At 66.7% G+C, this 11073-nt stretch carries 9 protein-coding genes; 4 read left to right on the forward strand and 5 right to left on the reverse strand.

Annotation, left to right across the window (positions count from 1 at the left end):
* Positions 1-252 precede the first annotated feature (252 nt).
* Positions 253-999: an energy transducer TonB gene (locus tag Q0579_RS01175; protein WP_298808237.1), complete on the forward strand. Its 747-nt coding sequence runs from the start codon at positions 253-255 to the stop codon at positions 997-999.
* A 203-nt stretch (positions 1000-1202) separates the two neighbouring features.
* Here the strand turns inward: Q0579_RS01175 and Q0579_RS01180 are convergent, their stop codons facing one another.
* From Q0579_RS01180 to Q0579_RS01190, 3 genes are read right to left on the reverse strand one after another with little or no spacing between them, the layout of a single operon-like run.
* Positions 1203-1340, reverse strand: a complete 138-nt coding sequence (locus tag Q0579_RS01180; RefSeq protein WP_298808262.1) for a hypothetical protein — start codon at positions 1338-1340, stop codon at positions 1203-1205.
* A gap of 4 nt (positions 1341-1344) precedes the next feature.
* A complete protein-coding gene (locus Q0579_RS01185; protein ID WP_298808265.1) occupies positions 1345-1803 on the reverse strand; it encodes a DUF3597 domain-containing protein in 459 nt (152 codons plus the stop codon).
* Between the two features lie 20 nt (positions 1804-1823).
* Positions 1824-2213 carry a PRC-barrel domain-containing protein gene (locus tag Q0579_RS01190; protein ID WP_298808267.1) on the reverse strand — a complete coding sequence of 130 codons (390 nt, stop codon included), beginning with the start codon at positions 2211-2213 and terminating at the stop codon, positions 1824-1826.
* Positions 2214-2337: 124 nt separating this feature from the next.
* Here Q0579_RS01190 and Q0579_RS01195 point away from each other — a divergent pair, with 124 nt between their 5' ends.
* Positions 2338-2889 (forward strand): hypothetical protein, encoded by a 552-nt coding sequence (locus Q0579_RS01195; RefSeq protein ID WP_298808269.1) that lies wholly within the window; start codon positions 2338-2340, stop codon positions 2887-2889.
* Positions 2890-3391: 502 nt separating this feature from the next.
* On the opposite strand, the gene Q0579_RS01200 is transcribed toward Q0579_RS01195, so the two are convergent.
* Both Q0579_RS01200 and Q0579_RS01205 read right to left on the reverse strand, forming a co-directional pair.
* Entirely contained in the window at positions 3392-3949 is a 558-nt protein-coding gene (locus tag Q0579_RS01200; protein WP_298808271.1) for a DUF1993 family protein, read from the reverse strand.
* A gap of 89 nt (positions 3950-4038) precedes the next feature.
* Entirely contained in the window at positions 4039-5562 is a 1524-nt protein-coding gene (locus Q0579_RS01205) for a fumarate hydratase (protein ID WP_298808273.1), read from the reverse strand.
* A 129-nt stretch (positions 5563-5691) separates the two neighbouring features.
* On the opposite strand from Q0579_RS01205, the gene Q0579_RS01210 reads away from it, so the two are divergent.
* The gene (locus Q0579_RS01210; protein WP_298808275.1) at positions 5692-8352 is read left to right on the forward strand and encodes an EAL domain-containing protein; all 2661 of its coding nucleotides are present in this window, start codon (positions 5692-5694) and stop codon (positions 8350-8352) included.
* 709 nt (positions 8353-9061) lie between these two features.
* A complete protein-coding gene (locus tag Q0579_RS01215) occupies positions 9062-10900 on the forward strand; it encodes a ribonucleoside-diphosphate reductase subunit alpha (RefSeq protein WP_298808290.1) in 1839 nt (612 codons plus the stop codon).
* Positions 10901-11073: the final 173 nt, after the last annotated feature.

Here is an 11073-nt window from a genome sequence, read left to right on the forward strand (position 1 = left end):
CGCCGACGATCGAAAACAAGCGGCCCCCGGATCAAGTCCGGGGTGACGCACTGATTAACAGGTCGGCATCAACCTGCCGCTGGTCACGCCCCTTGTCCTACACGCCAGGCCCGTGACACACCGCCGTGCTTTTTGACACCTCATCGTCCGGGCGCGCCCGCGCGCACGATGGGTGCGACCTTTGTGACCTTCCGGCCCCATCACGCGCCGCCAGCCACTCGCGGTTCAGCCACGGTCACCTACATGCCCCCCATGTACGCGCAGCCTCGACAGGAACGCTTCGGAGCCGCCGCCGCCGCGCTCGCGGTCACGGGGGCGCTCGGCTGGGCATTGCTGACGGGGCTCGCCGGCGACGCAATCCGGCAGCGGGTTGACGAGGGACTTCGGCTGTTCGATCTCGCGCCGCCACCACCACCACCTGCGAAGACGGTACCGCGCCCGAAGGTCAGCAAGCGCGCCGAGGGGCGTGCGGCACCACCCAACATCCGCTCCAAGGCGTCGCAGGTCGTGGCGCCCGAGCCGGTCGTCGTCATCCCCCTGCCCCCGCCGCCGATCGTCGTCGCGACAAAGGCGTTCGAGGGCAATCAGGCGACGCAGGGCGCCGCGCCGCGCGTCGGACCCGGCACCGGCGCGGGTGGCATCGGCGACGGCACGGGATCGGGTGGCTGGGGTGACGGCGATGGCGACGGCGGCGACGAGACCCCGCCGATCCAGCGTCGCGGGCGCATCACCGACGGCGATTTCCCGTCCGACATCCGCGATCTGGCCGAAACGGGCTTCGAAGGCACGGTGTCGGTCCGCTTCCTGGTGCAGACCGATGGTCGCGTCGGCGAATGCCGCGTGACACGTTCCAGCGGCTATCGGTCGCTCGACGCGGCAACCTGCCGGCTGATCCAACAGCGGTTCCGCTACGAACCGTCGCGGGACGCCGACGGTAGGCCGGTGCCGGCGTGGATCTTGGAAAATCACACCTGGGCGATCGAGGGCGATCAGCGCTGACGCGCCTGAAACGCCTCACCCGTCATCCCGGACTTGATCCGGGATCCCGCTGCCTTCGCGTGCTGGTTCCAAGACGCGACACCTCCGGTCACATCCAGGATGACATAACGTCAGGGGAGAGAGTCAGGAAGCAGTTCCCACCCGTGACACCAGCAGAAAAAAAAGGGCGGCGCCAAAAGGTGCCGCCCCCGCTCACCCCATCCTCACCGCGCGTCCTTGTCCGGCCTCGCGGGTTCTGCATCGATCGTCTGCGGCGGCTGGTCGTTGCCCTTGCCGGGCGCGTCCGGGTCCTCGACCAGCTCCTCGACCGCCTTCTGCACGTCGTTTTCCTTGTCGGACATCGGCTCAATCCTTCATGCTGGCAGGCACGGTGCCACCGTTCTTCTCCAGCTCGCGCATCACCGCCTTGTGGAGCCAGATGTTCATCTCGGCCGAGCCGTCCTTCGCGCCGCTGTACCCCAGCTCGGTCGCGAGCTCCTTGCGATTGTCGAGGCTCGAATCGAGATCGAGCAGCTTCATCAGATCGACGATCGACGTGCGCCAGTTGAGGTTCGGATTACCCTTCTGCGACGCGATATTGGTCAACACCTGCTCGACGTCGACGTGCTGCGCGGCCGCCGGGGCAGGAGTGGCCGGCGCCTGGGCCGGGGCGGGCTGCGGCTGCTGCTGCGGCGCGGGATGCGCTGCGCCCCCGGTCGGGGCGGGCGCCGGCGCGGGCGCCGCGTCCTTCTTGCCGCCGAACTGGCCACCGAGCGGACCGTTGTGGCCGAAAATGGCGTCCTTGATCTTGCCGAAAATGCTCATCGTGTCTGGTCCTTCTTCGTTCAACCGTTGGCGAGGTTCTCGGCCGGCACTTCGTAATAGCGCGCGACGCTGTCGGCATAGGATTGGTTGAAGACCGGCGGGTTGTTGGCCCAGCTCGGCCCGCCCTCCAGCATGCGACGGTCGATCGTCACGACGTAGAGGTCGCGCACCGCGTCGAGTGAGAGGAGCTGGAACGGCATCGGATAGAAGCTCTTGCCCATCCCCAGGAAGCCACCGAGGCTGAGCACCGCATGCGTCACCCGGCCCGACCCCTTGTGCACCATGAACGCATGCACGCTGCCCAGGTGATCGCCGTCGCGACTGTCGACCCGCATCGCGTCGGATAGCGTCGAGCGGACCAGCAATTGCGTCGGCTCGCCAGTGGGTGATGCGGCATCGGTGTCGGACATGGGCTTCCCTGTGGTTAGGTCGGAGTGATCGGGTTCGATCAATTGCGCCGGAACAACCGTCCGCCGCGGCGGCGGGTTCCAGCCGCGGTTGAGCCGCCCACCGGCATCCGGCATAGCCCGGCGGATGACCGCCTCGCGCTTTTCCGCTCGCTCGCTGCTCCGCCGCTCGCCGCTCGCCGTACTGTTGTGTGCGGCGGGCTGCGTCGCCCCGCCGCGCGCGCCGGCGCCGGTCGACGGGCCGCGCCCAACGCCCACCGTGGCGTTGCCTGCGCCCGCTCCGGCGTCTGCGGACTGGCAGGATTGGCCGCGCACGCCCGGCACCTGGACCTACCAGCGCGATGCGCGCGGCAGCCGCGCGCTGTTCGGCACCGCGGGGCAGGACGCGCTGGCGGTGCTGCGCTGTGATCAGGGTGAACGGCGGGTGTTTCTGTCGCGCCCGGGCAGCGCGGCCGCGCCGTTCACGATCCGCACCACGTCGACGACCCGCAGCGTGTCGGCACAACCGACCGGCGGCACTCCGCCCTATGTCGCGACCGCGTTCGCGCCGACCGACCCGCTGCTCGACGCAATGGCGTTCAGCCGCGGGCGCTTCACGATCGAGCAGGCGGGCACCCCCGCGCTGGTGCTGCCGCCCTACGCCGAGATCGGCCGCGTGATCGAGGATTGCCGCGGCTGACGCGTTCTCCGTCCCCCAGCGGCGGCGGATGTTCGATCAGACGAAACGAGAATACAAGTCTTGTATATCACCCCCCGCGAGGACACATTGGACATGCGATCAACGCAGGTCGCACGTGTCTTCAACAGCGAAAGGAGGTGATCCGATGTCTCATGGTTCAGCAGTGGGTTCGGTTCAGTTCGTTCGGGGGATCCGCTTCTAAGGACCGATGACGGGCCGGAGGGTATCATCCCTCATGCAACGGTTCGTCGCAGGTTTTGCGAAGCCTTCATGGTCTCCCGGGCTGGAGCTCTCCGGCCGCTGACCATGTCTAGGGGCTGTCGGGTTCGTCGAAAGGCGGCTTGGCAGCCCCTTCTCACATCCGGCGTCGGTGGTGCATCCGGCGCGTCCGTCGACCGCGCCCCAACCATCGCTGCGGACGACCGCGACCTTCACTCGCCAAGCGTGCGCACAACGCCGCCCTACCCCGGACAGCATCATGTTCGCGCGATCGGTGCTCGCCTCAGTCGCGCTGCGGCACCGCGAAATACGGCAGCATGTGCGCGCAATAATCGGCCTTGCCGAGCTCAATCCCCTCGGCGCGCAGGATCGCGTAGCCGGTCACGACGTGGAAGTAGAATTGCGGCAACGCCCAATCGCGCGCGTAGACGGTTGCGGTCACGTTCATGACCATCCCGTTCGGCAGAGCGTGGGCGATCGGCGCATCGCCATCAAGCGTCAGGCCGTCGCTGGCCACGGCTTCCACCACCGCCAGCGTCTCGTTGATCCGCGCCCGCGCATCGGCGAGCGTTCCGGGCCGCTCGCCCGCGTTGCGCGCTTCGTCGAGCAGTTCCTGGAGCTCAGGCGGAAATGCACGCCCCTGCAACCGGAACACCGCCTCCTGCGCCTGCCGGCACGCGAACCGGACCTGCGTGGCGAGCGGGAACATGTCGGGGGCAAGCCGCGCCGACAGCAGCGCCTCCGCCTCGTCGTCGCGTGCCGCTTCCGCCTTGTCGAGCCACTTAGCCATCGTCCCCAGCATCTGGGTGTAGGTCGGCAGCAGCAGGTCGGACAGCGTCATGCGGTGGCTCGCTCGGTGCGGTGGATCAGGCGGCTTCCTTCCACCGCGCTCTCGCAGGCGTCAAGCACGGTGGCGCGGTCGCGCGCACGTCACGCCGGCTGGAGCAGCCCCTCGCGCGCGATCTTCTCGCGCCAAACGAGCGGGGCCAGCTGGTGGACGTTCTGCCCCTCCGCGTCGACCGCGACCGTGACGGGAAAGTCGCTGACCTCGAACTCGTAGATCGCTTCCATCCCCAAATCCTCGAACCCGACGACCTTTGATCCCTTGATCGCACGCGCGACGAGGTACGCCGCACCGCCGACCGCCATCAGATACGCCGACTTCGCCTCGCGGATCGCCTCGGTCGCCGCCGGCCCGCGCTCGGCCTTGCCGACCATCGCGAGCAGGCCCTGATCGAGCATCATGCGCGTGAACTTGTCCATCCGCGTCGCGGTCGTCGGACCCGCCGGCCCGACCACTTCCTCGCCGACCGGATCGACCGGCCCGACATAGTAGATCACCCGCCCGCGGAAGCTGACCGGCAGTTCCTCACCGCGCGCCAGCATGTCCGCGATCCGCTTGTGCGCGGCGTCGCGGCCGGTGAGCATCTTGCCGTTCAAGAGCAGGCGGTCGCCGTGCTTCCACTGCGCCACGACCTCGGGCGTCAGCGTGTCGAGATCGACGCGGATCGCTGCCTGGTCGGGCTTCCAGTCGACCTTCGGCCATTCGTCGAGCTTGGGCGCTTCGAGATACGCCGGGCCGCTGCCGTCGAGCGTGAAGTGCGCGTGGCGCGTCGCGGCGCAATTCGGGATCATCGCCACCGGCTTCCCCGCGGCATGGCACGGCGCGTCCTTGATCTTGACGTCGAGGATGGTGGTGAGCCCACCCAGACCCTGCGCGCCGATGCCCAGCGCGTTGACGCGGTCGAAGATCTCGATCCGGAGTGCCTCCAAGTCGTTGCGCGGTCCGCGTGCCTTCAGCGGCCCCATGTCGATCGGCTCCATCAGCGCCTGCTTGGCGAGCAGCACGCAATGCTCCGCGGTGCCGCCGATCCCGATCCCGAGCATGCCCGGCGGGCACCATCCCGCGCCCATCTGCGGCAGCATCTCGATCACCCAGTCGACGATCGAGTCGGACGGGTTCATCATCTTGAACTTGGACTTGTTCTCGCTGCCGCCGCCCTTCGCCGCGACGTCGACCGACACGGTGTTGCCCGGCACCATGTCGACGTGGAGCACGCACGGCGTGTTGTCGCGCGTGTTGCGCCGCGTGAACGCCGGGTCGGCGAGCACGGACGCGCGCAGCTTGTTCTCGGGGTGCAGGTAGGCGCGGCGTACGCCCTCGTCGACCACGTCTTGCAACGAGCGCGAGGTGTCGTCCAACCGGCAGTCCATGCCCCATTTGACGAACACGTTGACGATCCCGGTGTCCTGGCAGATCGGACGATGCCCTTCCGCGCACATCCGGCTGTTGGTCAGGATCTGCGCGATCGCGTCCTTCGCGGCCGGGCTCGCCTCCGCCTCATACGCCTCCCCCAGCGCGCGGATGTAATCCATCGGGTGATAGTAACTGATGAACTGGAGTGCGTCGGCCACGCTCTCGATCAGATCGGCTTCACGGATCACGGTCGTCATGACCCCGTCCTGTAAGGCGCGCGCGGCGTCGTCGCAATGGCACGCCGCGGTGCAGGACCGGGCTGGTTACCGCGCCGTTAAGCATCCGCGCTAAGCTTCGACAAAGCCCGCAGCTCTATGTCACCCTTTATGGGTAAAGCGCGTCCATCAGACAACGAAGCAACGGGGATCACGTCGGACGCAGCGGACGATCCGCACCCGGCGATTCTGGAGAGCCTGGGGCTGGTCGCGAGCGACGAGGAGCGTGTCGGCGACGACCGCGACGCCGCGCTCGCCCGCGTGGCCGATCTATGGCCCGTCGCCGGGGTGGCGACCTTCGCCGTACCGTTGTTGTTGATCGTGGCCGCGCTGATCGCGGGTGCCGGAAGCGCCGCGCTGACGCTGGTGATCGTCGGCCTGCCCGCGGTGGTCGCCGCGCCCGCGGTGTTCGTGCTGCTCCGCTTCGTGGTGGCGCAGCAGCTCGCCCCGCATCAGCGCACGATGCTGCTCGCCGCGGTTACCGCGATGAGCGCCCTTTCGCTGTTCGCGCTCGCCGCGGTCGCGAGCGGGCTCGCCGATCCGGCACTGCACATCGCGGCGGTGGTGGCGGTGTTCGGCACGATCATCATCACCGCGATCGTCATCCAGCCGGTCGCGGCGGCGACGCTCGCCTTCGCGATCGCGCTGGCCGGCGCGACAATCGTGCAGCAGGGCCTGTCCTGGGCGAGCGGCGTGGCGATCATCCTGACCGCATTGCTCGGCTATGGCATGATCGGCAGCAGCCGCGCCCGCTTCGCCGACCTCGCCGCGGAAGAAGAGGCCGCCGGCGCCGAAGCGCTCGCCAGCCGGCTGGTCACCGAATTTGAGGCGCACGGATCGGGCTGGTTCTGGCAGACCGATCGCGGCGGACGGCTGACCTATCTGAGCGACAAGGTATCGCGTGAGGTTTCCGGCTTCGGGATCAAGGCCAAGGGCGAGCTGCTGACCCGCGTGTTTCGCGTCGACACGGCGCTCGCGGAGACCGAGCGGACGCTGACGTTCCACCTGTCGAGCCGCACGTCCTTCTCCGATTACTCGGTGCGACCCGCGCCCGAGGAGGCGCCCGAGCGCTGGTGGTCGATCTCGGGCCGCCCGCTGCTCGATCAGTTCGGACGCTTTCAGGGCTTTATCGGGTCGGGCTCCGACTTGACCGAGAAGCGCCGCGCAGAGGCCGAGATCACCCGCCTCGCGCTGTTCGACAGCCTGACCGGGCTGGCCAATCGCCAGCGGATGCGGCTGTCGCTCGAACAGATGCTGTCGCCGCAGCAGCGCACGCAGGGGGCGAACACGCTGTTCCTGCTCGACCTCGATCGCTTCAAGGCAGTCAACGACACGCTCGGCCATCAGGTCGGCGACGAATTGCTCAAGCAGGTCGCGGGTCGGTTGCAGAAAACGGTCGGCGATGCCGGCATGGTCGGACGGCTGGGCGGCGACGAGTTCAAGGTCATCGTGCCGCGCGAGGGCAATCGCGAGCGGCTGGCGACCCTCGCCGACTCGATCATCACCGCGCTGTCGCGCCCTTATTACATCGACGGTGCGACGATCTCGATCGGCTGTTCGATCGGCATCGCGATCGCGCCCGAACACGGCGACGACCCCGAAGCCTTGGTACGCAACGCCGATCTGGCGCTCTACGCGGCCAAGGGCGACGGGCGCGGCGTTCACCGCTTCTACCGAGACGAGCTGCTGGAGGGCGCGCAGTACCGCCGCCAGCTTGAGGACGATCTGCGTCAGGCCTTGAAGCAGAACCAGCTCCATCTCGCCTATCAGGCAGTCGTATCGACCAAGGACGAGCGGATCGTCGGCTACGAGGCGCTGCTGCGCTGGAGCCACCCGACCCGCGGCTTCGTCAGCCCGGCGGAATTCATCCCTGTGGCCGAGGAATGCGGGATGATCGAGGCGATCGGCGAGTGGGTGATGCGCACCGCCTGCGCCGAGGCCGCGACCTGGCCCGAGCACGTCCGCGTCGCGGTCAACGTGTCGCCGATCCAGTTCGCCAATCCTGCCCTCCCCAGCCTCGTCACCAGCGCGCTCGCGACCTCGGGCCTGCCGCCGCGCCGGCTGGAGTTGGAGATCACCGAGGGCGTGTTCCTGAACGAGGACGCGTCGTCCGAGCGGATGTTCGCCGCCTTGAAGCGGATCGGCGTGCGCCTCGCGCTCGACGATTTCGGTACCGGCTATTCCTCGCTCGGCTATCTGAAGAAAGCGTCATTCGACAAGATCAAGATCGACCAGAGCTTCGTGCGCGGCGCAATCAACGAGAGCAACCGCAACGCCGCGATCATCAAGGCGATCGTCACGCTCGCCGACACGCTGGGGATGGAAACAACCGCGGAAGGCGTCGAGCAGCAGGACGAGATCGCGCTGATCCGCGAGCTGGGTTGCAGCCACATTCAGGGCTATGTTTACGGCAAGCCTGCGGCCGCCCCTGCGGTGCACGAGCAGCTTGGCCAGCCTGGGGGCAAGGCGATCCCGGTCGGGTTCAAGACCAGCCGTGCCCAGCGCCACAAGGTCCTGCGCGCCGCGCGCGCGATGATGGCGGGCGAGACTGCGGAGGTGCGTATCCGCGACGTATCGACCGGGGGCGTGCTGATCGACGGCGTCGACCTGCCACCCGAGGCGGTCGGCTACGAGATGACGATCGAGTTGATCGAAGGGCAGTTCGTTCCCGCCACGATCCGCTGGATCGACGATGGCCGTGCCGGGCTGCAATTCGCCTATCCGATCGATGTCGACCAGTTGATCCAGTCGACCCAGCGCCGCGCGGCATAAGCGTTCCCTCAGGCGAACGGCAGCGCTGGCGCATGTCGATAGAGGCGGTTCGGCGCGCGGGCATATCAGGCTGAGCACGACGCGCCACTCCGCGCGTCCCGACTGGCTCTCTCGCGATCATTCGGGTGCCGCGACGCGGGGGAATGCGGCATCGCAATGGCACTCACCGCGCCGGCTTCACGTGACGTAGGGTGGCGCGTGCGGGCAGGCCAGATCCGCATTTCCACGCAAACGAGACGCCAAAAATATTTTCATTGCGCTGCTTTGGGCTTGTCATCGCAGAACCCGGCAGAAATCCACGCGTCGCGCGTGTCGAGCCCCGCGGATCGACCATCCGGGCCGATGAACCAGCCGCTCGCCCACGCATTACCCTCTTGCCCGCCCGCGCGGTTTGGCACAATTTGTTGGGGTCATCACGGGGACGATGCGCTACTGCTGGTAGGAGAAGCCGCACCGATCGGGCGGCACGGAACACTCGTTGCGCCGATCGGCTCGGCGAGCGGACGGCTCGACATCCAACCGGCGCAGCGTCGCACCCATGTCACCGGGGAGCAATCCCCGTATCGAAACACGAGATTGAAGGAGCGCCAGGATGAACTTCGGGGACACCGGCAGCGAGACCATGATGGACCTGATGGAGCGCGTGGTTACCCCCGCGCCGACCGGAACCGATGCCGCGCAGGTCAAGCCGGAGCGCGGCGCGTCCGGCATGTCGGCGGCCTCGGAGCGTGCACCGACCAAGAAAGCCGCGTCGCGCGATTTCAAGGTAAAGACCGATCCGTCGCGCGACGCGCTGTTGACCGATTTCGGCAAGGAAACGCTCAACGATCGTTACCTGCTACCCGGAGAGAGCTACCAGGACCTGTTCGTCCGCGTCGCCTCGGCCTATGCCGACGACGAGGCGCATGCGCAGCGCATCTACGATTACATCTCAAAGCTGTGGTTCATGCCCGCGACGCCGGTGCTGTCGAACGGCGGCACCGGGCGCGGCCTACCGATCTCCTGCTATCTGAACTCGGTACCCGACAGCCTGAACGGCATCGTCGACACCTGGAACGAGAATGTCTGGCTCGCTTCGCGCGGTGGCGGCATCGGCACCTATTGGGGCAATGTGCGCGGCATCGGCGAGCCGGTGGGCTTGAACGGCAAGACCAGCGGCATCATTCCGTTCGTTCGCGTGATGGACTCGCTGACGCTCGCGATCTCGCAGGGTAGCCTGCGTCGCGGCTCGGCTGCCTGCTACCTCGATGTCAGCCACCCGGAGATCGAGGAATTTCTCGAAATCCGTAAGCCCTCGGGCGACTTCAACCGCAAGGCGCTCAATCTACACCACGGCGTGCTGATCCCCGATGCCTTCATGGAGGCGGTGCGCAACGGCGCCGAATGGGAGTTGAAGAGCCCGAAGGACGGCGCGGTGCGCGGCAAGGTCGACGCGCGCGCCTTGTTCCAGAAGCTGGTGGAAACCCGGCTCGCGACCGGCGAGCCGTACATCGTCTTCGCCGACCACGTGAACTCGAACATGCCCAAGCATCACCGCGAGCTGGGGCTGAAGGTGTCGACGTCGAACCTCTGCAGCGAAATCACGCTGCCGACCGGCCGCGACCATCTCGGCAACGATCGCACCGCGGTGTGCTGCCTCTCCTCGCTCAATCTCGAGACGTGGGACGAGTGGAAGGACGACAAAACCTTCGTCGAAGACGTCATGCGCTTCCTCGACAACGTCTTGCAAGACTACATTGATCGCCACGAACCCGGTATGGAACGCGCCGCCTATTCCGCCGCGCGCGAGCGGTCGGTGGGCTTGGGCGTCATGGGCTTCCACTCCTTCCTCCAGGCGCGCGGGCTGCCGTTCGAGGGCGCGATGGCGAAATCATGGAACCTTAAAATCTTTCGCCACATCCACACACAGGTCAGCCAGGCGTCGATGCAATTGGCGGTCGAGCGCGGCCCCTGCCCCGACGCGGCCGACGTCGGCGTGATGGAGCGCTTTTCCTGCAAGATGGCGATCGCGCCAACCGCGTCGATCTCGATCATTTGCGGCGGCACTAGCGCGTGCATCGAGCCGATTCCGGCTAACATCTACACGCATAAGACGCTGTCGGGCAGCTTCTCGGTCAAGAACCCGTATTTGAAGAAGCTGTTGGCCGAGAAGTCGAAGGACTCAGAAGCGGTCTGGAGCTCGATTCTCGAGCATGGCGGTTCGGTGCAGCACCTCGACTTTCTCGATCAGGACGAGAAGGATTGCTATAAGACCAGCTTTGAGATCGATCAGCGCTGGCTGCTTGAACTCGCGGGTGATCGCACGCCGTATATCGATCAGGCACAGTCGCTGAACCTGTTCATCCCGGCCGACGTCGAGAAGTGGGACCTTCTCATGCTACACTTCCGCGCGTGGGAGCTGGGCATCAAATCGCTCTATTATTTGCGGTCTAAATCAGTGCAGCGCGCCGGCTTTGCGGGTGGGGTGGAGAACGACAACACCATCGAGAAGCCGAAGTACGAGTTTGGTGAAACCACCGACTACGACGAGTGCCTCGCCTGCCAATGATCGTGCCGCCGTCGCTCAAACACGATCGATAACAAGCTACTCAACCCCGGCGCTATTGCGCTGGGGTTTTGTTTTGAGGCTTAGAACGAGGTGAGGTGTTGCTACCCGGCTACCTGGTGCGTAAGCGTCCGGTGACGGCGTCACCTCAAACGGGCCGGTAGTTCCACGGCAGC

The sequence above is a fragment of the uncultured Sphingomonas sp. genome (assembly GCF_936927845.1).
Taxonomy (GTDB): domain Bacteria; phylum Pseudomonadota; class Alphaproteobacteria; order Sphingomonadales; family Sphingomonadaceae; genus Sphingomonas.

Excerpts from the sequence above, each read along its gene's own strand:
- Q0579_RS01175 (WP_298808237.1), top strand. The coding sequence starts at position 253 with ATGTACGCGCAGCCTCGACAGGAACGCTTCGGAGCCGCCGCCGCCGCG.
- Q0579_RS01180 (WP_298808262.1), bottom strand. The coding sequence starts at position 1,340 with ATGTCCGACAAGGAAAACGACGTGCAGAAGGCGGTCGAGGAGCTGGTC.
- Q0579_RS01185 (WP_298808265.1), bottom strand. The coding sequence starts at position 1,803 with ATGAGCATTTTCGGCAAGATCAAGGACGCCATTTTCGGCCACAACGGT.
- Q0579_RS01190 (WP_298808267.1), bottom strand. The coding sequence starts at position 2,213 with ATGTCCGACACCGATGCCGCATCACCCACTGGCGAGCCGACGCAATTG.
- Q0579_RS01195 (WP_298808269.1), top strand. The coding sequence starts at position 2,338 with ATGACCGCCTCGCGCTTTTCCGCTCGCTCGCTGCTCCGCCGCTCGCCG.
- Q0579_RS01200 (WP_298808271.1), bottom strand. The coding sequence starts at position 3,949 with ATGACGCTGTCCGACCTGCTGCTGCCGACCTACACCCAGATGCTGGGG.
- Q0579_RS01205 (WP_298808273.1), bottom strand. The coding sequence starts at position 5,562 with ATGACGACCGTGATCCGTGAAGCCGATCTGATCGAGAGCGTGGCCGAC.
- Q0579_RS01210 (WP_298808275.1), top strand. The coding sequence starts at position 5,692 with ATGGGTAAAGCGCGTCCATCAGACAACGAAGCAACGGGGATCACGTCG.
- Q0579_RS01215 (WP_298808290.1), top strand. The coding sequence starts at position 9,062 with ATGTCGGCGGCCTCGGAGCGTGCACCGACCAAGAAAGCCGCGTCGCGC.